The sequence below is a fragment of the Massilia sp. TWR1-2-2 genome (assembly GCF_049897565.1).
In the GTDB taxonomy this organism is placed as follows: Bacteria; Pseudomonadota; Gammaproteobacteria; order Burkholderiales; family Burkholderiaceae_D; genus JAFCUW01.
Genome location: NZ_JAFCWM010000013.1, coordinates 48,778 through 70,428, shown reverse-complemented (window position 1 = coordinate 70,428; position 21,651 = coordinate 48,778). Strand labels below are relative to the sequence as shown.

Sequence of the window (21,651 nt, the reverse complement as noted above, 5' to 3'; positions counted from 1 at the left end):
TTTATAGAGGAAACAATGAAAAGCAGCATGTTAAGCGGTAAGACAGCACTCGTCACCGGATCGACCTCCGGCATCGGCCTGGGCATTGCCCGTTCGCTGGCCGAACAGGGCGCCAACATCGTCTTCAACGGTTTTGGCGATGCCCAGCAGATCGAAAAGCTCTACACCGAGATCGGCGAGAATTTTGGGGTGCAGACCGCGTATCACAATGCCGACATGTCGAAGCCGGCCGAAATCGAGGCGATGATGGCGTTCGCCACCGAAAAATTCGGCGGCGTCGACGTGCTGGTCAACAATGCCGGCATTCAGCACGTGGCCAACATCGAAGACTTCCCGGCTGAAAAGTGGGATGCGATCATCGCCATCAACCTGACGTCGGCGTTTCACACCACGCGCCTGGCGCTGCCTGGCATGAAGCAAAAGAACTGGGGCCGCATCATCAACCTGGCGTCGGTGCACGGACTGGTCGGTTCGGCGCAGAAGTCGGCGTATGTCGCCGCCAAGCACGGCCTGGTCGGCTTTACCAAGGTTACCGCGCTGGAGACGGCGCAGACCGGCGTGACGTGCAACGCCATCTGCCCGGGCTGGGTGCTGACGCCGCTGGTGCAAAAGCAGGTCGACGACCGCGCCGCGCGCGAAGGCAGCAGCAACGATGTCGCCAAGAAGGCGCTGCTGGCGGAAAAGCAGCCGTCGGGCGAATTTGTCACGCCGGAAGAACTCGGCGCTCTGGCGGTGTTCTTCTGCAGCCCGGCCGGCAACCAGGTGCGCGGCGTGGCATGGAACATGGACGGCGGCTGGGCGGCACAGTAGCCTGCCCGGGGCTTTGTTCGCGCAGTTTCGGGATCATTCTCCCGCACTTCATGTTATTGGGCGAACGTTTCGCAGCCGCTGACCTCGAAGCTCAACGCGACCGCCAGTGAACTGTCGGAATAGCGCATCACCAGCAACGCCTGCTGGCTGTTGTAGCTCGCACCTTTCGCCTTGTCGACGAAACACACTTCGAGGTCTTCGATGCCGTCGCGGTTGAGGTCGCCCCGGCGCAGCACCTTGACGCTGTAGTACCAGTCGGCGCCATCGAATTCGACTTCGTCCTGGGTCACCTTCGTGGGCACCAATCCCAGCGAAGCAAAGCTGCGCTGCGCAAGCGTACGCTTCGGACCGAAGGAACTGCGAATCGACGCCAGGTCAAAATTGGCCACGAGGAATTGCGCCGCATCGCGCGGCGGAAAGTAACTGCTCAGGTCCGCCGCCCCAACAGGCGCGGTGGCGAAGACGGCAGCGAGCAAGGCGTGGTGAAGTAGGCGCACGTGGTTCCTTCGGCAATTTGCAGAATACCCATTCTAGCAGCCCGCGCGGCCCGCAAAATGCGCGAAAAGTCACGCTGCGTTGTTTCACTTCTTCCTATATGATTGCCTCCTCCCAATCTCCTGGAATACACCGATGCGGATCCTGTCCAAACTGTCATTCGCCGCCTTGGCGCTGATCGCGGCGACCACGCACGCGGCCGACCCGCGCCCCGTGCTGCTGACCGCCGACCGCGTGTGGACCGGCGATGGCGCCGCGCACACGGGCTGGGCCGTGCTGGTGGCGCAGGGCCGCATCCAGGCCGTCGGCCCGGTGGCCAGCGTGGCCGCGCCGGCCGACGCCGAGCGCATCGACCTGCCAGGCAAGACGCTGATCCCGGGCCTGATGGACCTGCACTCGCACGTATTGCTGCACCCGTACAACGAGACGAGCTGGGACGACCAGGTCATGAAGGAAGCGGTCGAATACCGCACCTTGCTGGCCGGCAAGCACGCCGCCGCCACCCTGCAGGCCGGCTTCACCACCTTGCGCGATCTGGGCACCGAGGGCGCCAATTACGCCGACGTCGCCGTCAAGCGCGCCATCGAGGACGGCGCCATTCCCGGCCCGCGGTTGTACATCGCCACGCTGGCGATCGTCGCCAGCAGCAGTTACGGCCCGGCCGGGCGCAACTTCCGTCCCGACATGGACTTGCCGCACGGCGCGCAGGAAGCGACCGGGGTCGACGGCGTCACGCGCGCGGTGCGCGAGCAGTCCTCGCGCGGCGCCGACTGGATCAAGTTCTACGCCGACTACCGCACCGGCATCGACGGCAGCGCCCGCCCGACATTCACGTCCGAGGAGATGAAGGCGATGGTCCAGGCGGCGCACGTGACTGGCCGCAAGGTCGCCGTCCACGCCAGCACCGACGAGGCGACCCGGATGGCGGTGCTGGCCGGCGCCGATACCATCGAACACGGCTACGGCATCACCGAGGCCACCTTCCGTCTGATGGCCGAGCGCGGCACCGCCTACGTGCCGACCCTGACCGCGTCCGAAGCGATCGGCGAATACTTCCAGAAGCACGTTCGCGGCGGCGCGCCAACGGCCGCCATGCAGCAGGCAGCGCAAGCATTCCGGCTGGCGCGCAAGGTTGGCGTCATCATCGGCAACGGCAGCGACGTCGGCGTCTTTGCGCACGGCACCAACGCGCGCGAATTGGAGTGGATGGTGCGGCTCGGCATGACCCCGACCGAAGCGCTGCGCTCGGCAACCACGGTCAGCGCCGCCATCCTCGGCAAGTCGAAAGACCTGGGACAATTAAAAGCGGGCATGCTGGCCGACCTGGTCGCCGTCGATGGCGACCCGACCGCCGATATCGCCGCGGTGCGCAACGTCGGCTTCGTCATGAAAGGCGGAGTCATTTACCGCCGCCAATAGCGATGGCCTTGCTGACCCAACTTCGCGCCAATGCGCGCGCGGCGCGGCTGCTGTACCAGCGCCTGAGCGCGCGCGGCCACTCGCACTGGGACGTGCTGCTGCGGCGCATGCCGCAGGCAGTCGGATTGCGCGCGTACCGGAAACTGGCGTACGCGGTCAACGACGGCGTGCTGCAGCGCTGGGTAACGCCGGCGCGCTTTCGCCGTTTCCTCGCCCGCCAGCCGGGTTCGCTGGACGGCATCTTTTACGTCATTGTCATGCCGCAGACGCTGCACTTCCTGCTGCCGTGCCTGCGCCTGGTAGCTGCCGACCTGCGCGTGTTGCTGCTGCTCAACGGCGCGCGTCGCTGGGAAGCGGACTTGCTGCGCGAACGTTTTCCGTCGATGCCGCAAATGCGCGTCGCCTCGCTGCCGAACTCGAGCGTCAACCACGGCGCGATGATCAACCTGCTGGTGCAACACAGCGAACATGACTTTGGCGTGCTCGACCACGACCTGTACGTTTTCGACCGCACCATCTTGCAGCAGCTGCGTTTCGACGACCAGGATTTTCTGCTGTGTCTATACAAGGACGCCAGCAGCGACGGCCGCTGGATCTACCCGCTGACGCATTTCCTGTACTTGCGCATCGACGTGTTCAAGCGGCTCATGGCGCAATATGGCGTCGGCGCCCAGCCGTATCGGCAGGTGCCCGAGCCGGCGCGCAGCCGGCTGGCCAGCATCGGCCTGCGCGACGGCGCCACGATGAAGAGCTATCACGTCTTCTACGACACGCTGCACGTGCTGCTGGCCCTCGCCTACGCGGACGGACTCGGCGTGACGCAGCTCGACGCGGACGGCGCCGGCAGCGCGTATCACATCGGCGGCACCAGTATCGGCACTCATCACACGAAGGATCTGATTCACCTGTACACGCACTTGCGGTTCCTGGAGTTATCCAATGAGCCGCTTCTGCAGCAGCGTTACGCCGCGATCGCCGCGCCATTTGCCAGCGCCGCCGAGGTGCACGCCAAGCTCGAGGGGACGGCGCACGACTTCCACCAGATCATGCTTGTCGACCAGTTGATCGAAAAGCTGCGACACCTGTGATCACACGCTCTGCTTAAGGAACCTCAACGGCCGGTGTCGAAGCGCGATTGAAGTGCGCTCCGATTCACGTAAACTGGTCGTGTAAGTGCATGCACGATTTTTTTGAGGGGGAATATGGCCACCGCAACAGAACAGATTCCTGTCTTGGTCACCCCTTAGAACAAAGAAATGAGCAGCAAGCGCAAGGAAGTTAACCGCAAGCCTTGCGCTGAGCCTGTACTTGCCCCAGCCGCAATTTGTCGATCGCATTCAGGCGCTTCGATTTTTCCAGCTCCTCGTAGCGCTTCACCGCCAAGCCCAGGTAGCGACAGGCGGACTCGGTCTGTCCGGCGCGCAGGCCGATTTCGCCCATGGTCTGCCATGCGATCGCACTCTCGCGCAATCGCGCCGTGTCGAGCGGATCCTTCTCGGTCTGCTTGAGCAGCTCGGACAAGGCCTGCTGGCCCGCGGCGTACGCCTGGGCCGGTGTGCCGCGCGGCTGAATATGGGCGTCGAGCAAGGCCACCCGCACCGCCAGGAACGGATCGGCGCCAGCCTTGCCGGCGTCGCGCACCAACGCCTTCAGCGAGGCCAGCGTGGCAACCGCGTCGCGCCCGTGGCGCTGCAGGTTCTGCACATTGGCGCGCGCCAGTTCCAGGTCGATCAAGCCGGCTTGCAGCACCGTAGCGCCCGGCGTGTCGCGCAGTTGCGCCGCATACGTGACGCGCGCCGCGGCGAATGCCGGCTCGGCGGCGGCGTTGTCCATCGTCGCCATCAAGGCGTTGCCGATCGCCGCGTTGGCATCGGCAACGTCGCGCGCCAACTGTTCGTTGCCGGCGTCCCTAGTGGCGATTTCCTGCCGCAACGCCAGCGCCTTGCGCAACTCGGCCAGCCCGTCCGCGGTGCGGCCCTGCTCGACGAGGATGGTGCCGATCTGGCCACGCACGGCGGCGAGCTGGACGCGCCAGCGCACCTCTGCCAGATGCGCCCTCGCCTGCTGCTCGGCGAAACCGAGCGACACTTGCGCTGCCTGCAACGCACCGTCGAGGTCGCCGCCGGCGCGGCGTACTTCGGCCAGCTGGCTCTGATACGCCTGCGCAGTGTTGACGAACCGGTCGCGCGCGGCAACGGGAATTTTGTCGAGCGCAGCGCTGCCATCGGACTGCGCGCCACGTACCGGTTTGCCGGGTGCTTGCACGCGTTGCTCGGCACTCGTGCGCGCCAGGTCGGACTGGCGTGCATGCCACAGCGCGGCGGACGTGACCAGCACCAGCGCGCAAGCGCACACCGCGGCCGTGGTCATCCCTAACGGATGGCGCTGCCACATGCCCCGCTCAGGGACGGCAACGGCAGGCTCGACTGGTGCATGTTCAATGGCGCTTTGTGCGGCCAGCGTGATGTCGGGCGCGCTGAACTGCGCCGGTGGCGGCGCGTCGGCTTGCAGCGCCGCCGGCTCGGCCAACAGCGGCGCAGCCGATTGCATCGCCGGCGCAACGGCCAGCACGTTGAGCGGCGACTCGATGAAATCGTCGAGTTCCTCGATGCGCGCCAGCAGCGTTCTGACCAGCGCGAGCAGCTCAGCGTCGCCCTCGCATGCATCGGCAATGAACTGCTGGCGTTGATCGGTCGGCAGGTCGAGCGCGCGGTACAGCAGCGCGTTGGCTGGCTCATGCAGGTGTCGGGTCATAGATCGGTTCGCAAGTTCGTATGGAAGCACAGCATCACGCGCCTTCCGTGTCAAACCGAAAGATGCACATCATCAATACTTATTAGCGCTGAGTATATTTTGCCGATTCAAATATAACAACAGTTATTCGTATCGTGTGGCGCTTTTTCGCGCGCCCCTATGACGGCGGCAAAAATTGCCTGCCCGGTTGGTGTGGAAATCCACAATAGAAGGTCGTGGCGAATTCAGCAATAATGGATACATCCAAAAAACACCAACGCGAGACAACCATGAAAAAACCCATCTATAAGATTCTATACGTACAGGTTCTGTTCGCCATTGTGCTCGGCGTCCTGCTCGGCATTTTTTATCCGAAGCTGGGAGTGGACATGAAGCCGCTCGGCGACGGCTTCATCAAGCTGATCAAGATGATCATCGCACCGGTCATTTTCTGTACCGTCGTCGCCGGCATCGCCGGCATGCAGGACATGAAGAAGGTCGGCCGGGTCGGCGGCAAGGCGCTGCTGTACTTCGAGATCGTCTCGACGATCGCGCTGGCGATCGGCCTGGTCGTCGCCAACGTCATCCGTCCGGGCGACGGCTTCAACGCCAACCCTGCCACGCTGGACACCAAGGCCATCGCCGAATACACCTTGAAAGCGAAGTCGCAGAGCACGGTCGACTTCCTGCTCAACATCATCCCGAACACCTTCGTCGACGCGTTCGCCAAAGGCGACATCTTGCAGGTGCTGCTGATCGCGATCCTGTTCGGCGTGGCGCTGTCGAGCCTTGGCCACCGCGGCAAGCCAATCACCAAGTTCATCGACGACCTCTCGCATGCGATCTTCGGCGTGGTCGGCATCATCATGAAAGCGGCCCCGATCGGCGCGTTCGGCGCGATGGCGTTCACCATCGGCAAATTCGGCATCGCGTCGCTGCTGCCGCTGGCCAAGCTGATGGGTTCGTTCTACCTGACGTGCGCCCTGTTCATCTTCGTTGTCCTCGGCACGATTGCCTATTTCACCGGCTTCTCGATCTTCCGCTTCATTTCGTACATCAAGGAAGAACTGCTGATCGTGCTCGGCACCAGCTCATCGGAAAGCGCGCTGCCGGCCTTGATGCGCAAGCTCGAAAAGCTCGGCTGCTCCAAATCGGTGGTCGGCCTGGTGGTGCCGACCGGGTACTCTTTCAACCTGGACGGCACCAACATCTACATGACGATGGCGGCCCTGTTCGTTGCGCAGGCGACCAACACCGATCTCACTTTCGGCCAGCAGCTGACCATCCTCGGCGTGGCGATGCTGACATCGAAAGGCGCTTCCGGCATTACTGGCGCCGGCTTCATCACCCTGGCCGCGACCTTGGCCGTGGTGCCTGGCGTGCCGGTGGCCGGCATGGCGCTGATCCTCGGCATCGACCGCTTCATGAGCGAAGCGCGCGCGCTGACCAACTTCATCGGCAACGGCGTGGCCACCATCGTCGTGTCGAAGTGGGAGAAGGAGCTCGACCATGATCGCCTCGAACGCGAACTGAAGCATCCGACCCACATGGAAGAGGACAAGGAAATGTTCCCGGTGCGCGAGGCGGCGTAAAAGATTCCTGCAACGCCGAACAGAAACGCCGGGCTAGCCCCGGCGCTTTTTGTTTACGCGGCGTTTCATGCCATTTCTTTGCGGTTCGGGTCGGATTCCTCCGCCTGCGAGATAAGGACGCTATCATGGCCACCGTAGATCTTGCGAAAGCGCAGGTAGCCGGCTCTACCGGCGATCGCGACCAGATTGAATGGTTCGCGCCCTTCGGTGAGCATGCGCGGGATCTTGCCGGTGCGGGAGTATTCCTCGGCTGCCCGACGCTGATCATCCGTTAGACCATCGTGCATCGGCTGGAATTGAGCAGCACTGGCATCTGGCTTTCGAGCAAAAAGTCGATGCATAGACCGCTGATTTTCCTCATATTTCTTTTGTTCCCGAAGATTGCTTTCTTTAACTCTTTGACACGTTTTCGCCCAGTTCGCCAACTTTGCAATCATGTCTGGTTCGTTGTCAGGGTTGCCTGGAATCAGCTTGAACCAGGCGCGCGAGTCGTGCACATACTCATCAAAAAAGTTTGAAACAGCTGGATGCGGCGCACGTGCCTTGTCCCACCATGTTGCGATCTCTTCCCATTCATTGTCGTGTTCGTTGGCGAAGCCGGCCGGTTGCGCCACCGGCACAAACCTTGGGCCCTTCTGCTTTCGCCAGTTTTCGAAGGCCGCGACTTCGTTGTCGAATTCTAGATTGGCGCTGTGCAGATCGTTCTGATCGAATATGCTGGCGCGCTCGAAACTGCGACTGGTTTCGAGCGGCATGGCGGCGTTGGAGCGACGGGCCAAGCGCCACTCCATCTGCAGTCTGGCTTGCTCACGCATGATTGCCGTCAAAGTACCGACTTTGATCGTCGATTGAGCCAAGTAGGCATTGAAAGCATGAATTGTGGACGGCGTAAGCTCGAAACGTTTCTTTGCGATCCCGCTCGCTTCCTCGAGTTTTAATGGCACCCCCGCTAACCGGGCTTTTTTGTACATATAGAGCAGCGGAATACGGGCGAGCATGTCCTCACCAGATACATCAAGACCACGGCCTTGCTCCCGGGGACTATACCCGCAGCCTAGATCGGAATGCACTCCAGGAAAAACCACCTCTTCGGAATTTTCCGGTGTGACCTGGCCTACCGCGATCGAGTCGAGTGGAAAGCTGCGCCTAATTTCATGGGCTGCGACAAGATGAACGCATCGGATTCCCTGCGGGATACGCAAGCTCCCTTCCGTATCGGCCCAAGTCCCATGCCCGTCAAACAGCCTGCCTAGCCAGCTATTGCCAAATGTATTGCCCGCACCTACCGAAGCAACTGTGTCGAACAACCCGAGAAAGTCGATCTCCAGCTTGAATCCGCCCAAAGTCATCGCGTCGCCGCGGCCGGACAACTGGGCGTCAAGCCTGCACAACTCGATTAACCAGTTAGCGAACGCACGAGCCTGGGCAGCACCGCGCGAAAATCCGAATATCGAAACGTGTATTGTTTGCACAATTGAAGGAGCAAACTTATTCGGCCATCCTGTTTTTTTATCTGGCCAGTGCTGCGCAAGCGCAAAGTGAAGCCTCCTTAAGATTTTCGCAAACTCATCACGTGTTCTACCATCCTCATTTGAACCGGCTGTTGGCAACGACGATCGTACGTCCATCGCTCGGCGCCGGTGGGCACCTAGGTCGACCAGCATAGCTAATTTTGTCGCTTCCGCCGCCGATACCAACGGTGCATGGTAAAAAAATCGATGAATATTATTTATCGACTGGAGCAATGCCCAGATAATGCGCGCTTCGCCCCGGAACCCCATTGCTGCACCCCGAGTGCCTTCCGCCCCATCGCCACTGTCATTGACTTCCTTAAACGGCGACGAGACACCGGGTATGTAGGTTTTGAAGTAGTGGGAATACTTTGAATCCTTGTCCTCCCAGTCCGTACTTTTTGGCAGCACATTGGGGACGCTAAGGCCGGGATAGCAGTCGTATAGTCGCGCCACGTTAGAATGGTTCAGCCTTTTTTCAGCGAGCACATAGTTATTTCGCGTACCGTCGAAGAAGAACCCAAAAAATATATTCGTTTTACACGAACCACTCGCGACGTTCAAGATCGGTCGTTCACGCTCTTTATAGTCAAGAACTGTCTTACTTTCAAGTTTATCAAAACACTCCTCGAAAACAGCCGCGCTAGAATAGCTTATTGGCAAACGTGGGCACAAAAACGTACTCATGGCCGCCCCTTTTTCCAGTTTGACCAAATCCTGCTTGGAGCGAACGAGCCCATTTTCATAATCCCGCCGCAGCGCTTCGAGGTATTTGATATCGTCTGGCCCGCTGTACCCCTCTATCGATTTTCGATCATTTTTAACCGAAAAATCCCACGCTTCTTTCGCCCTAAAAATTGGGGATTCCATAAATTCGGATAACAGCTTTTGGTAAAGTCTAACCGTACCCTGTTCTTCGCGGATATATATATCCCAGCGTTCGCGTTTATATGACAAGGAGGGAACTGGCCAGCCCTTCACCTTACCCGGCCACTGCGGGTGGTTCGGTTGAAAGTCGCTCGAAACGAGATCTATGCTGCCATCCGCCGAGCGAAGTACCCAAAGCTCGCCGGGCTTGCCATCCGCATAGCGCGGCACTTCTGCTAGATGCGTCGAGACAATCTGTTGCAGGCTCTTCTCCTCATACTTCCCCTTCCAATGCGCCACGCGGACCGACACTTTGATCCCCGGCTGCCATTTGCGTGGCAAGTCATAGCAGCACATCGTGCCCCCAGCGGCGTACGAGTCGATTAACTCGCCACCGCCAGTGTTCTTGGGATCATTTGGATCAGTGAGCACGTAACTAAACGGCTCCACTGTGTAGTTCACGCCATGGATGCTGACAGGCAGTGGTTTCGAACATGCGGCAAGGAGCGGAGAAATGAATAAAATCGCGCAAACGACGCCCCGCAACTTCAACCAGTTCAATGGATGGATATTCATTTAGGGATTCCTTCGTTTGGCGGCAAATTTTCAATTTGTTCGAGCCACGTCCTGAGACATTCGTCAGCCTCCGATATGTCATTCAGCAGGGCCTCACGCAGACACGACTCGCACCACTCGACTTTCAGCGCCATGTCGATTGTTCGTCGGTTTGCCGCCCTCAGCGCGACTTCAAGTACGGCATAGATTTCCGAGTATTTCTGAGTCCTCTGATTACTTCGGTGCCGGAGAATCGAGATGACCTCATCCACTTCGCTTTCGCTAACCAAACGAGCAAATTGCTGATCATCCAGACTTGGACGGTCTGCTATCGCGCTCAATGAGGCCGGAACATTGAGCTCAGCCCACCGCCCACCCCGGTCTATATACGACCAGCGCGTAGCCGGCCCGGCGAATTCTGATCGTTGCGTCGTCGTCAGTGAGTCGAAGATGGCCGGTAGCCGGCGCGTATCAGGAAAGCGCAAGTTGAAGCGATGGTCGGCGATTTCGACCACGCACCAGGCTGCAAGACGCGCGCTCAGATCGGCCTGGGTTTCCGCCGTCTCGATCGCAGTGATCATTGGCCAACCGCTGCACCGCTCCAGCAGGCTTTGCAAACCTTTGTTTGACACGTGATATGGCGCGATGAAGGGCGATACGTCCCGCGTCTTGTCCGTACACGACGGCAAGGTTTCGAACAGCAGTGTCGCAGTCTGGGCCGATGGCAATGCCGCAGAGAACTGGCGGTGGATGCCAGGAATGAAGGCGCCATCGATCAACAGGTACTTGGTCGCGCCATCAGCGGCAACGTTCAAATGGTCGAGCCAACGCTCGTCATACATATCGATCAGCATATTCATTCCACCATGGTGAAAGCCGGAGCGGCAGCCAGAGACTTCTTGAGACACTCGACACAGATGCTTCGGGGCAGCGCAGGCATCGGATAGCTCAACTTATACGGATCGTTAAACTTTTTCACCCCCGCGTGAACCGTAATCTTGCCGGGGCATTGGACGGTGATGTTGCCGCCGTCGATCGTGATGTTGGCGCCGCCGGCGGTCGACAAGCTAATGCTTTTTGCGGCGGCCCAGTCGATGTGGGCGTTGGCGCTGATGACGTTGATCTCGTCGCGCGCTTGCACCTTCAGTTCGTCCGCCTGCGCCTGGTAGTAGACCGCGCCTTTGCCGGCGACGAGTTGTAAGCCGACGTTGCCTTCGCCGGCTTTTTCGGCGCCGGCGAGTACGCCGATGGCCTGGCCGCTGTGGACGCGCATCTGGCCGCCGGTAGTGAACTGAGTGTCGGCTCCGCTCGCAAGCGTCACGGTTTCGCCAGTGGACAGCTGGACATCCTGGCCAGCCACCACGCCCAGCCCCGCCTTCGCGGCAATGCCGATCATTGGAGCGCCGACGTGAGGCAACTTGTCGGTACCAGCCTCGACATTTCTGGATCCGGCGTCTGAGCGCGCCTCGTCAATGCTATTTTTGCTGAGCATTCCGGCTGATGCTGTCCACAACGCCTTCAGCGGCGCTGCTTCGTCGTCGATCGTGCTGGTTGCAGCCTTGGTCGCGCCGAGGTGGCCTGCGAGACCGACCGTCTCGTGGGTCTTGGCGGCGGCGCTAAAACTTTCGGCAAGTTTCATCGCCTGCTTCAACAAAGCGTTGCCGGCTGCGTTCTCGCCGGCCGCTTCGCGAACCGCAGAAGAATGGCTGACCTTGTAGCTGGATATCAGCAGGCCTGCGCCGGCGCGTACGGCACCGTATGCATCGGTGCGCAGTTCGGCGCCGCTGCCGCGGAAGCTGCCGCGATAGTTATCTGCTGTGTGAATCAAGTGGCCGAGGTTGAGCTCGGTTGTAGCGTGTGTGGTCTTGAGCTGCACACGGCCCTGTCCGTCAGTATCATCGAACAGCAACTGGTTGTAGCCGCGGCCGCCGAACTCCTTGCTGCGCACGCCCCACTGCGCCGAATTGTTGCGATGCCCTGCGCTGCTCGCCGACGCGCCGTGCCATACCGGGCTGTTGCCGCCAGCAAGGTTGACCTGCCCCGATGGCATATGATCGTGCGCGCGTTCAAAGGCGGCGCTGCTGCTGTCGCGGTCTGATACCCCGCCCGGGGTCGGCAAAACACCGCCCTCGCCTCGTCCGTTGTACAACGCGCTGACGATCACGGGGCGGTCGATGTCGCCTTCGATGAACTTGACCAGCACTTCCTGCCCAATCCGCGGCAGGAACTGGCAAGCCGTTGAACGCTGGCCAACGCGCACCCAGCAGCCGGCATCGCTCTCCTGCCAGTGGAAGCGGATCCGCACCCGTCCAAGTTTGTCGCAATAGATTTCATCGGCGCCGTTCGGCTCGTCCGATCCATCCGGGCCGACGACAATTGCGGTCTGGCTACCGTGCGCAGTCGGGACTGCCTTCACTTCCATCTTCGGCCGCCACGGGCGCTCGGCGGGGATGGCCTCGAAGCAGTTGGCATAGCCGCTTTTCTGCGCCTGCTCTATTGCCCGGTCAAATTCGGCAAGGGGAATTCCCCTGGTAGACTCTTCGAGCAGCTCCGGCAGTGATCCAAACAATTCGGTCAATCCATTTTTGGCAGTGACCGGCAGGTTGTTCACGCCGATACTTGCCACCCGCGTCAGCACAAACTCGGGCGCATCATGGCGATACTTCTTCATCGGAATGTCGGTGATGCAGATGCGCGTGCCAGGGCGCAAGGTACGCACGGTCGACCTACCCTGCCAAACGAAGCCACGCGCCTCATGCGCTTCCATCTTCAGGCCGGCATAGCGGCGCGCCTGGCGTGCGTCCGCGTAGGCGTACTGGCCCGGCGAATCGAAACGTTCGACCGCCTGGGCATTCTTTCCGCCGATGGGATACTTGGTCGGCACGCTGACCGACACCGTCTGCTTCGTCTTGTAGTTGTAGCTGAGCACCGTCACCACAGCGACGCCGAGCTTACGGAACGCTTGCAGGTACTGAATGCTGTCGCTCTTTTCGACCGAACTGGCGGCGTGGTAGCGAATGCCGCCGCCATCTTCACTGCCAGGGTCGTGCGGCGCGGCGCTAAGGTAGCTGCTGTCGGCAAACAGCACCATCCGGCTGCCGCCCTCGTGCTCCTCGAAGCGCCAGCCAAGGCCCTCTTCGGTCAGCAGCCTGATGACAAACTCGAGATCGGTTTCGCGATACTGGCAGCAGTAGCTGCGCGCGAGCGCGTCGCTCATGAAGAAGTTGACGTCGCCGCTCCACGCCCATTGCGCATACGGCTGGTATTCGGCAAACACCGAATCGATGATGTCGACAACCGTCTTATCCTGCCACGCGCGGCTGTTGCGCGTCTGGCTGAGCAGCCAGATCCATGGCGACAATTGCAGCCGGTAGCGCGACAGCCCGCCATCGCTGCCGAGCGACGCTATCTTGCTGACGTAGCCGCTGTAGCGGGCACGGGTGCCGTCCGCCAAGCTGATCTGAAGGCACGCTTCCTGACCAAGCAGGGACGCGTGGGCGATTTTCGACCGAATCGACAACGCGATGACGTCGAAGCCACCGGTTCCCATCAGCTGCTCGTCCGCTGCAAACGCCTCCACCAGCAGCCCGGGATCCTTGCGTTGGTCCCTGAAGGTGACCTCATAGAGCCTGGTCTGGCTCGAGAAATCGGCGAGCGCCGACAAAACTTGCCCTGCGAGAGTAGAAGTCATAAGGAGGTAGCGCCTGCGCTAAGTGAACCGACGAGAAATGCCTATCGGAAAATACTAAGCGCGTGCCGCTACCTCGGTTTGTTTAATATCAAACTCTGCAACGTGAAGTTTATGTCCGCGCGCTGGCAACGCTGGGTATGCGAGGCGGCGTAGCGGCACTCGCAACTTTGCCCGACAACACCGCGTCTGCCTACCGCGCCCAGCCGCGCTGGAGCGCTGCCCGTTCGGCGCTGGCGTCGAGCGTCGCGCCGGCGATGCGCGCGTCGATCGCGTCGAGCACGGCGGGCGGCATCGCACTGGCCGCCTGACGATAGTTGCCGCCGGTAGCGCCCTCGCCCTGGGCCAGCAGCTGCAGCTGCCACTGCGCGCCGTCGCGGCACGCCAGTCCGGCGGAGCCGCCGAGCTGAAAGCTGCGGCAGAAGTTGCCGCCCTTGTCGACAAAACTGACGCCAATCCGGACCGCGTCGCGCGCGGCGGCGGTGCTTGCCAGATGCTGCGACAAGGCGCGTTCCAGCTGGCCTTGGGCAACCAGTGTGCCGTTGCTGGTGGACAGTGCCGCAAGTTGAGGCTGGTCCTGCAAGCCGCGCAGGCCGAGGCTGCCGGCCAGCACGCCGATCGCCAGCGACGCGGCCATGCCGCCCCACTGCGCCCAGGTCCAGCGCGACGGCGACGGCGGCGTACGCCGCGCCTGGCGGGCAACGTCGAACTGAACGACCTTCTCCTGCGCCGAGTCGACTGCGCCAGCGCGCGTTGTCAGCCGCGCCGGGACCGGTTCGTCCAGCACACCGGCAAAGGCGCCGAAGACGTCGGCGCGCAGCGCCCGGTGCCGGGCAACGCGCGCTGCCAGTTCAGTATCTGACAGAAGCGCCCGTTCGAGCTCGCTGCGCTGCGGTTCGCCCAGTTCGTCATCGGCATAGGCCATCAGTATTTCGTCAGCAAATTTCATGTCATGGTCCTCGCCTCATCGGACAACAATCCTTGCAGGGCTTCGCGCGCACGCGCCAGCCGGCTGGTCAAGGTTCCCATCGGTATTTCCAATACCTCGGCCGCTTCCTTGTAGGGCAGCCCGTCCACCAGCACCAGGCCGATCACCATGCGGTGGTCTTCCGATAGCAGGCTGATGGCCTTCTGGATCGCAAGCCGCTGCTGGTGCGCCTCGGCGAAATCATCGCCCACGTGCTCGCCTGCTTCCTCCGGCGCAAAAACACGGTCACGCCGGATGCGGCTGCGCACTTCGTCGATCCACGCATTCTTCATTATCCGAAACAGCCAGCTGTCGAGCCGTGTACCTGCCTCCCACTGGCTGCTGCGCACCAGCGCGCGTTCGACCGCTACCTGCACCAGGTCGTCGGCATCTTCCCGGTGAAACGTGATCGACCGCGCAAAGCGGCGCAGGCGCGGCAGCAACGCGGCAATTTCGGTATCGGGTGGTGTAGTCATCAGCATCTTTACGGGTAAACGTCGGCGGCATGGATTTTATTCCATGGCTCGTTCGTTTTATTCACACAGCAATTTTTCTCCCAACCATATTATCATCCGACAATGACAACACCATCCCTCTCCGCCCTGCCCCGCCTGCGCCGCGCCGTTGCCTTGCTCGCGTTGCTGCTGGGTAGCGCCAACGCCCATGCCCAGCTGCGCCTGCCGTCGCTGAACTTGCCCCTGCCGCAAGGGCTGCCGATCGATAACCATCTTGTGCGCGATCGCGTCGCCCCGCTGCTCGACCGCACCGCGCTGCCAGACCTGCGCGAGCTGCGGCTGAGCGAGGTGTCGCGCCTGCTGCGCCAGCACCGCCGCGTGCTCGAGGCCGATCCGCGTGGGGACCCGATCGTGCGGCGCGAGATCCTGGCGTGGTCGCCGACGCCGGCGGCGCTGGCGGCGGCGGCCGCAGCCGGGCTGACGCCGGTGCGCGATCAGCGCCTGGGAGAGTTGGGCGAAACCATGGTCGTGCTTGGCGTGCCCGACGGCGCGGACATCGGCGCCGTTCTCGACCGGCTGCGCGCGCTTGATCCCGAGGGTGTCTACGACTTCAACCATGTCTATACGGGAACCGGCGCCGCGGGAGCCGCGGCCAGCCCGGAGCCGGCCCGAACCGTGCCCAGCACCGGCGCCGCGACCCGTGTCGGGCTGATCGACAGCGGCGTGCAGGCCGATCATGCGGTGTTTCGCCGCAATGCGATTCGGCAATGGGGCTGCGGCGACATCCCCCATCCGGCCGCGCATGGCACCGCGGTAGCTGCGCTCATGGTCGGCGACGGCGAGCGCTTTCGCGGCGTCGCTCCTGGCGGCACCGTCTACGCCGCCGATATCTACTGCGACAGTCCCACCGGCGGCTCGGCCGAACGCATCGCCGGCGCGCTCGGCTGGCTGGCTCGCCAACAAGTTGCTGTCGTCAACATCAGCCTGGTGGGACCGCCGAACCGCACGCTCGAACGGGCGATCATCGTGATGCAACAGCGCGGCCATTTGCTGGTAGCGGCGGTGGGCAACGACGGCCCGGCGGCGCCGCCGCTGTATCCGGCCAGCTACCCCGGCGTGGTCGGCGTCAGCGCCGTCGACCGCAACAATGTCCCGCTGCCCGAAGCTGCACGCGGCCCCCAGGTCATGTTCGCCGCGCCGGGCAACCATATGGTCAGCGCTGCGGTTGGCTCGCCGCCATTCCGGCAGGTGCGCGGCACCTCGTTTGCCGCGCCGATCGTCAGTGCGCTGCTGGCCCAGCTCGTGCGTGATCCAAACCCCGACAGCGCAAGGAAAGCAATCGAGGCGCTGGCGCAAAGCGCGCTCAAGCCCGACGGCGCCACCGTCAGCAACGCCACCGGTCACGGCATTCTCGGCGCGCCTTTCCGGATCGATCCGGCGCGGATTCGATAATTTTGAAAAAATATTTGCAGCTGAGGGAATAAACTCATCAGCTCGCTCGTTTTCCTTGCAATGGCTGCGGACAGTCCGCACCTTTTCCAAGGAGAACATCATGAAAACCAAACAAATCGTGCAACAGATCGCCCTCGTCCTGACCGTCTGCGTGGCCACCACGGCGCAGGCACAACTGCTTGGCCGTGGCGGCCTGATGGGCGGTGGCTCCGGCAGCATTGGCGGCCAGCTGGGAATGGGATCGATGGATTCGGGTTCCATGCAGCGGGTCGACCGCCTGTCACGCGGCGCCGACACCGACTCGCTGCGCCGCTCCGCCGACGCTCGCTCCAACGCCGGCGGTTCGGCTGAGGGCTCGGCCGCTTTGTTGCCGCGTCTGCCGGCGGCAAACGGACAAGCCGGCGGTAGCGGCGGCGGCACGCTTGTTGGCGCACTGGGCGGGTCGCGCGACGCCGTCCAGCCGCCAACGTCAGAGGCGCCGGGCAACAGCGGCCTGCGCGGCGCCGTCACCGGGTTGGCGGGCGCTTCCAGCGACATGGCGGCCACGCCGGCCATCCCCAACGTCCGCGGCGACCGCGATTCATCCGGCGGCGCCACTGGCGGCCCGAATGCAGGCAAGTCCGGCACGTTGCCTGCGGTTGCGTCGAATGCGGCTGGCGCCGGTAACGCCAGAGGCAGTGGCGACGGTTCCGCCAGCGCAGGCAATGCCAACACCAGCGCCAGTGGCAATGGCCAGGCTGGCGGCGGCGCATCGGCCGGGTTCGACGGCAGCGCAATGGCAGGCAGGGCCCAAGGCGCGGCTGCTGGGGCGCGCGACAATGCACGCGCATTTGCGCAGCCGGCCGGCCAGGCAGCGCGCTCGCAGGTGCGCGACACCGGCGCCTATGCCCAAACGAGCGCATCTAATGCGCGCGGTGCGGCGCGCGGCACGGTGCAAGGAGCGGCAGGAACCGGGCGCGACGCGGCAGGCGCGCTCGGCTCGGCCGCCAGCGCCGCCAGCGTGAATGCGCAAATGGACGGGTCGGCCGGCGCCAGCGCCAAGAAGTAAAGCTACGCGCGTGGCGCTGAGCCACGACCGCCAGACAGGGTCAAGTAACGTTGATCCGCTGGCGAAACCGCTGCGAATACTGCGGGTCGACCGTCCCCATCAGCCGGTCCCAAAACAGAAAATACCAGCCGTAGTTGTAGTGTGCCCGCGCGTGGTGGTCGTTGTGCGCCACCGACGTGTTAATCCAGCGACCGAGCCAATGGTTGCCAGTGCCCGCCGGCAGCAGTTCGTAGCCCAGGTGCGTGTATACCGCGTACGCCGTGTTGATCCAGGTGAAGATGAACAGCGCCAGGCCGGTGGTAGGAATGAGCATCAATATCAGCACGCCTGCCAGGCTGTCGACCACCGCCTCGAGCGGTCCGATCGAGTATGTCGTCCACGGATTCGGGTTGGTCGATCGATGATGCGTTCGGTGAAACCAGCGAAACAGCCGGCGGTGGTGCATCAGCCGATGCGTCCAGTAGAAATACGTGTCCTGGATCACGATCATCAACCCGATGCTGGCAACCAGGTAGGCCCAGCCGTACTCGTCGATGTCGCGATAGAACTGCGTGTAGCGGCCCAAGCCGAACAGAAACAGCAGCGGTATCAGGTTGGCCAAGATGACGATGCTGCCAATGCTGGTGAGCATCTCGCGGCCGATCTGGCGGTGCCCCACCGTCGTCCGCTGCAAGCGCGCGCGCCGCCCCGGCCAGCGCCGCAGCAGCAGCCAGGCGCTGAAAAACACCGCTACCACAATCAGGTAATACCACAGCGTATGCTGAATGTTGAGCAACGCGCGCCCAAGGAACGCGCGCAGCTGGTAGGGAACCGCGTGCCAGTACGCCATCATTATTTGATCTTGAAAATGACGTCGACCGACTGCGACAGCTTGATGATGTTGATCATCAACAGGCTGTCGCGCTCGTATTCGCTCTTGCCGACGGCGCGCGTGAAACGGGCGGCCGGGTCGCTGGCGGCCATGCCCATCGCCCGCGTCAGGTTCTTCAGCTCGCCCGGCGAGATACCGCCGACGGCGCCAAGCTTGCGACCGAAGCCGGCCGCCATCGCCTCGGCCTTGCCACGCGCCACCTTGATCGCTTCGCCGATCAGCTCGGCGTCGACCTGCGTGCGCCGGCTGGTATCGAAGCCGGTCATGAAACCGTCCAGGTTGGCCATGTTCAGCAGGCCCGACACCACCGGCTTCCACTTCGACAAGTCCGCCACCTTGATGTGCACGCCGCACTTGATGTCGTACTGCGCGGCCCCGCCGACCGGTTCGCCCTTGCGCATTTCCTTGCGCACGTCGCGAATCTCGATATCGGCGACCGGCAGGCCCAGTCCGGTGAGCAGCGCGCGCACTTCATTGATGCGCTCTTCGACCAGCTGGCGCGCGGCTTCCGGATTGGAGTGCCCGCCCCAGATCTCGAAATCGATCTCGCCGACGTCGGGCGGCACGTAAGCCCAGCTGCTGCCGTTGGCATGAATGAAGGGATAGTCGGGCAATTGCCCCGCGGCCGCGGCGAATGGAACGAGCACGAGCGCGGCAATGGCAATGATTTTTTTCAGCATGAGTTCTCCGTGGATGGTTGAGTGTCGTTCAATTATTCTCTGAGGGCAAGTGCCGGCGACATCCGCACCGCCACCAGCGTGTGGCGCGCGGTTGCCGCCAGCGCCACGGCGCCGACGCAGGCGAGCGCACACAGCAGCGGCCAGACGCCCATCGGCGCGCGTTCGGTAAAACTGGCCAGGTAGCGTTCGGTCGCCAGCCATGCCAGCGGCACACCGGCCAGCGCGCCGGCGCCGACCAGCACGCCGTACTCGCGCGCCATCAGGCGGCCGATGTCGCCGGCGTCTGCGCCGTGCAGCTTGCGCAGCACGATTTCGCGCGAACGGCGCTTGACGCTGCAGGCGGCCAGCACATAGATGCCGAACGACGCCAGCGCCGTGGCGACCAGGCTGGCGCTGGCGAGGATCTTCGCCAGCCTTGTGTCCTCGCTATAGTTTTCCGCAAACACAGCGTCCGCCGCGGCGATCTCCAGCACGTCGCTGGGGAAATGCCGCGTCCACAATGCCTCGATGCCGGCGCGCACCGCAGGAATTGCTGCATGGGCGCGCACCGTCAGCACGTCTTGCTCGAGGTCGAGCCGGTATGCCATCGGCGCCGGCGCCTGGCGCAAGGTCTGGTAGCGCAGGTCCGGCGCGATGCCGACGATGCGCCGCTCCAGGTCATACATCTGCCCGACCGCATCCTGCGGCGAAGCAAACCCGAGCGCGATGGCGGCGCGCGCATTGAGCACCACCGACATGCTGCCCGCCCCGTCCGTTGCGGGATCGAACAGCCGGCCGGCCTGCGGTTTGACCCGGTAGACCTGGAAGAACTCCGGGCCGACCAGCTTCACTTCGAGCGACAGCGGTTCGCGGCCGGGCCGGCTCAACATCGCCATGATCTTGTTACCGTCGCGGCCGATCGCCTCCGACATCGTCGTCACGCCGTCCACGCCGGGCAAGCGCGCCACTTCCGCGCGGAACGCCTGGCCGGACCCGGCGGCGCGCTTCTCCGGCAAGTTCAGCACCAGCAGCGGCGCCGCGTCGAAGCCGGGATCGGCGTCGCTGGCATGGCGCGTCTGCCAGCTGACCGCCAAGGTCGTGGCGATCAGGCCAATTGCCGCGGCAAACTGCAGTATCGACAGCGTGCGCCGCACCGCCAGGCCATGCGCCGTTTCGCCGTTGCCGCGGCCCTGCATGCTCGATGCAACCGGCTGACGCAGCGCCAGCCACGCCGGATACAGCGCCGACAGCAGCCCGACCGCCGCGCCAAGCAACAGCATGGCGGCGCAGCTCAGCGGGCTGAACATGCCGCTCAGCGTGCGGTTGACCAGGGTCGAAAACAGCGGCAACGCCAGCCACGCCAGCAGCAGGCCCGCCAGCGCAGCGAGCATCGACACGACCAGCGACTCGGCCAAGAACTGCCACGCCAGCCGCGCACCGCTGACGCCGAGCACCTTGCGGATGCCGATTTCGCGCTGGCGGCCGAGCATGCGCACGGTGGCCAGATTGACGTAGTTGGCGCCGGCCAGCATCAGGATCAGTACCGCCAGCGCGGCCAGTCCGGCCAGCGCGGCACGGCTGCCGTAGCGCGCGCCGCTGCGCCCGGCCAGCAGGTCATCGTCGAAATAGATGTCGGATAGTCGGGTGATGCCGATCTCGGTGACCGGTCGCCCATTGGTGGTCTTGCGCCAGGCCGCCGGCAGCTTGGCGTCGCGCTCGCGCGTGACCGCTTGCTGCAGCAGGTCGGCCAGGCCCGCCGCGTTCAACTGCGGCGGCGCCTTCACATACACGCTGGCGCGCCGCGACCATTCGGCGCCGGGGCGTGCGCTCGGCTTGTCCCAGCTGTGCGCACCCACACCAAGCATCGCATCGAAGCTGACGCTGGTGTTTGCCGGCATGTCCGCCAGGATGGCGTGGACTTCGTACGTGGTGACGTCGATCTGCAGCCGCTTGCCGATCGCATCGGCCTGGCCGAACAGCTTGACCGCCATCTCGCGGCTGAGCATCAGCGCGTCGGGCCGCGCCAGTGCCGCGCGCGCATCGCCGGCTACGGCCTTGACGCCGAAGAAGTCGAGAAAGTTGGCGTCCGCCACCTGCACCGTCAGCGGGACGATGCGGTTGTCGATGCGCGCGGCCAGCTCGAACGACTTGGCCGTCGTGGCCGTCACGCCGGGCCCGCTGGCAGTGGCGATATCGCGCAGCGGCGGCGGCGCTGCGGCGACCCAGTCCGGTCGCGGCAAGAAGTTGCGCCGTTCCTTTACCAGGAAAATCTGCTCGCTGGCGGCAATCGCCTCGTTGTAGCTGAAGCAGTAGCGCGCAAAACCGAGCAGCAGAAAGCAGACGGCCATTCCCACCGCCAAGCCGCCGACCACCGCCATCGAATACCCAGGCTCCTTGAGCAGCAGGCGCCAGCCGATACGAAAATCACGCAAGGTCATCAAGGCTCCGATCAATGTAGACAATGTTGTCTATGCTATGGCGATATGCGGCCACTGGCAAGTTATTTGAAAATAAAGATTTTGTTAGACA

At 63.0% G+C, this 21,651-nt stretch carries 16 protein-coding genes; 6 read left to right on the top strand and 10 right to left on the bottom strand.

Annotation, left to right across the window (positions count from 1 at the left end; translation table 11 throughout):
• The first annotated feature begins 15 nt into the window (after positions 1–15).
• Entirely contained in the window at positions 16–810 is a 795-nt protein-coding gene (locus ACP7DD_RS14130) for a 3-hydroxybutyrate dehydrogenase (protein ID WP_426175457.1), read from the top strand.
• A gap of 53 nt (positions 811–863) precedes the next feature.
• On the opposite strand, the gene ACP7DD_RS14125 is transcribed toward ACP7DD_RS14130, so the two are convergent.
• A complete protein-coding gene (locus ACP7DD_RS14125) occupies positions 864–1,307 on the bottom strand; it encodes a hypothetical protein (RefSeq protein ID WP_426175455.1) in 444 nt (147 codons plus the stop codon).
• A gap of 133 nt (positions 1,308–1,440) precedes the next feature.
• On the opposite strand from ACP7DD_RS14125, the gene ACP7DD_RS14120 reads away from it, so the two are divergent.
• Positions 1,441–2,724, top strand: a complete 1,284-nt coding sequence (locus ACP7DD_RS14120; RefSeq protein WP_426175453.1) for an amidohydrolase family protein — start codon at positions 1,441–1,443, stop codon at positions 2,722–2,724.
• A 2-nt stretch (positions 2,725–2,726) separates the two neighbouring features.
• Positions 2,727–3,812, top strand: a complete 1,086-nt coding sequence (locus tag ACP7DD_RS14115; protein WP_426175451.1) for a hypothetical protein — start codon at positions 2,727–2,729, stop codon at positions 3,810–3,812.
• Between the two features lie 190 nt (positions 3,813–4,002).
• Here the strand turns inward: ACP7DD_RS14115 and ACP7DD_RS14110 are convergent, their stop codons facing one another.
• Positions 4,003–5,478, bottom strand: a complete 1,476-nt coding sequence (locus ACP7DD_RS14110) for a hypothetical protein (protein ID WP_426175449.1) — start codon at positions 5,476–5,478, stop codon at positions 4,003–4,005.
• A gap of 269 nt (positions 5,479–5,747) precedes the next feature.
• On the opposite strand from ACP7DD_RS14110, the gene ACP7DD_RS14105 reads away from it, so the two are divergent.
• Entirely contained in the window at positions 5,748–7,049 is a 1,302-nt protein-coding gene (locus ACP7DD_RS14105; RefSeq protein WP_426175447.1) for a dicarboxylate/amino acid:cation symporter, read from the top strand.
• Between the two features lie 65 nt (positions 7,050–7,114).
• On the opposite strand, the gene ACP7DD_RS14100 is transcribed toward ACP7DD_RS14105, so the two are convergent.
• The 5 genes from ACP7DD_RS14100 to ACP7DD_RS14080 all read right to left on the bottom strand — a co-directional run bounded on the left by ACP7DD_RS14100 (position 7,115) and on the right by ACP7DD_RS14080 (position 15,113).
• The gene (locus ACP7DD_RS14100; RefSeq protein WP_426175445.1) at positions 7,115–10,003 is read right to left on the bottom strand and encodes a phospholipase effector Tle1 domain-containing protein; all 2,889 of its coding nucleotides are present in this window, start codon (positions 10,001–10,003) and stop codon (positions 7,115–7,117) included.
• Complete coding sequence (locus tag ACP7DD_RS14095; RefSeq protein WP_426175443.1) at positions 10,000–10,836, bottom strand: DUF4123 domain-containing protein; 837 nt, start codon at positions 10,834–10,836, stop codon at positions 10,000–10,002. The genes ACP7DD_RS14100 and ACP7DD_RS14095 overlap by 4 nt, the downstream gene beginning before the upstream one ends.
• Before the next feature lie 2 nt (positions 10,837–10,838).
• Positions 10,839–13,646 carry a type VI secretion system Vgr family protein gene (locus ACP7DD_RS14090; RefSeq protein WP_426175442.1) on the bottom strand — a complete coding sequence of 936 codons (2,808 nt, stop codon included), beginning with the start codon at positions 13,644–13,646 and terminating at the stop codon, positions 10,839–10,841.
• A gap of 217 nt (positions 13,647–13,863) precedes the next feature.
• Positions 13,864–14,619, bottom strand: a complete 756-nt coding sequence (locus ACP7DD_RS14085; protein WP_426175440.1) for an anti-sigma factor family protein — start codon at positions 14,617–14,619, stop codon at positions 13,864–13,866.
• Positions 14,616–15,113, bottom strand: a complete 498-nt coding sequence (locus tag ACP7DD_RS14080; protein ID WP_426175439.1) for an RNA polymerase sigma factor — start codon at positions 15,111–15,113, stop codon at positions 14,616–14,618. The genes ACP7DD_RS14085 and ACP7DD_RS14080 overlap by 4 nt, the downstream gene beginning before the upstream one ends.
• A 102-nt stretch (positions 15,114–15,215) precedes the next feature.
• Here ACP7DD_RS14080 and ACP7DD_RS14075 point away from each other — a divergent pair, with 102 nt between their 5' ends.
• Positions 15,216–16,544 carry a S8 family serine peptidase gene (locus ACP7DD_RS14075; RefSeq protein WP_426175438.1) on the top strand — a complete coding sequence of 443 codons (1,329 nt, stop codon included), beginning with the start codon at positions 15,216–15,218 and terminating at the stop codon, positions 16,542–16,544.
• 100 nt (positions 16,545–16,644) lie between these two features.
• Complete coding sequence (locus ACP7DD_RS14070) at positions 16,645–17,592, top strand: hypothetical protein (RefSeq protein ID WP_426175437.1); 948 nt, start codon at positions 16,645–16,647, stop codon at positions 17,590–17,592.
• Between the two features lie 40 nt (positions 17,593–17,632).
• Here ACP7DD_RS14070 and ACP7DD_RS14065 read toward each other — a convergent pair whose 3' ends face one another.
• Genes ACP7DD_RS14065 through ACP7DD_RS14055 form a run of 3 tightly spaced genes read right to left on the bottom strand, consistent with a single transcriptional unit; the run spans position 17,633 to position 21,560 of the window.
• On the bottom strand, positions 17,633–18,421 hold the full coding sequence (locus tag ACP7DD_RS14065; protein WP_426175436.1) for a sterol desaturase family protein: 789 nt from the start codon (positions 18,419–18,421) through the stop codon (positions 17,633–17,635).
• Between the two features lie 2 nt (positions 18,422–18,423).
• Positions 18,424–19,143 (bottom strand): SIMPL domain-containing protein, encoded by a 720-nt coding sequence (locus ACP7DD_RS14060; RefSeq protein WP_426175435.1) that lies wholly within the window; start codon positions 19,141–19,143, stop codon positions 18,424–18,426.
• A gap of 32 nt (positions 19,144–19,175) precedes the next feature.
• The gene (locus ACP7DD_RS14055) at positions 19,176–21,560 is read right to left on the bottom strand and encodes an FtsX-like permease family protein (RefSeq protein WP_426175434.1); all 2,385 of its coding nucleotides are present in this window, start codon (positions 21,558–21,560) and stop codon (positions 19,176–19,178) included.
• Between the last annotated feature and the right edge of the window lie 91 nt (positions 21,561–21,651).

What these genes read in the sequence shown, in the direction of transcription:
- ACP7DD_RS14060 (WP_426175435.1), bottom strand. Translation starts at nt 19,143, where the DNA reads ATGCTGAAAAAAATCATTGCCATTGCCGCGCTCGTGCTCGTTCCATTC.
- ACP7DD_RS14095 (WP_426175443.1), bottom strand. Translation starts at nt 10,836, where the DNA reads ATGCTGATCGATATGTATGACGAGCGTTGGCTCGACCATTTGAACGTT.
- ACP7DD_RS14075 (WP_426175438.1), top strand. Translation starts at nt 15,216, where the DNA reads ATGACAACACCATCCCTCTCCGCCCTGCCCCGCCTGCGCCGCGCCGTT.
- ACP7DD_RS14115 (WP_426175451.1), top strand. Translation starts at nt 2,727, where the DNA reads ATGGCCTTGCTGACCCAACTTCGCGCCAATGCGCGCGCGGCGCGGCTG.
- ACP7DD_RS14085 (WP_426175440.1), bottom strand. Translation starts at nt 14,619, where the DNA reads ATGAAATTTGCTGACGAAATACTGATGGCCTATGCCGATGACGAACTG.
- ACP7DD_RS14120 (WP_426175453.1), top strand. Translation starts at nt 1,441, where the DNA reads ATGCGGATCCTGTCCAAACTGTCATTCGCCGCCTTGGCGCTGATCGCG.
- ACP7DD_RS14130 (WP_426175457.1), top strand. Translation starts at nt 16, where the DNA reads ATGAAAAGCAGCATGTTAAGCGGTAAGACAGCACTCGTCACCGGATCG.
- ACP7DD_RS14100 (WP_426175445.1), bottom strand. Translation starts at nt 10,003, where the DNA reads ATGAATATCCATCCATTGAACTGGTTGAAGTTGCGGGGCGTCGTTTGC.
- ACP7DD_RS14080 (WP_426175439.1), bottom strand. Translation starts at nt 15,113, where the DNA reads ATGACTACACCACCCGATACCGAAATTGCCGCGTTGCTGCCGCGCCTG.
- ACP7DD_RS14105 (WP_426175447.1), top strand. Translation starts at nt 5,748, where the DNA reads ATGAAAAAACCCATCTATAAGATTCTATACGTACAGGTTCTGTTCGCC.
- ACP7DD_RS14065 (WP_426175436.1), bottom strand. Translation starts at nt 18,421, where the DNA reads ATGGCGTACTGGCACGCGGTTCCCTACCAGCTGCGCGCGTTCCTTGGG.
- ACP7DD_RS14070 (WP_426175437.1), top strand. Translation starts at nt 16,645, where the DNA reads ATGAAAACCAAACAAATCGTGCAACAGATCGCCCTCGTCCTGACCGTC.
- ACP7DD_RS14110 (WP_426175449.1), bottom strand. Translation starts at nt 5,478, where the DNA reads ATGACCCGACACCTGCATGAGCCAGCCAACGCGCTGCTGTACCGCGCG.
- ACP7DD_RS14055 (WP_426175434.1), bottom strand. Translation starts at nt 21,560, where the DNA reads ATGACCTTGCGTGATTTTCGTATCGGCTGGCGCCTGCTGCTCAAGGAG.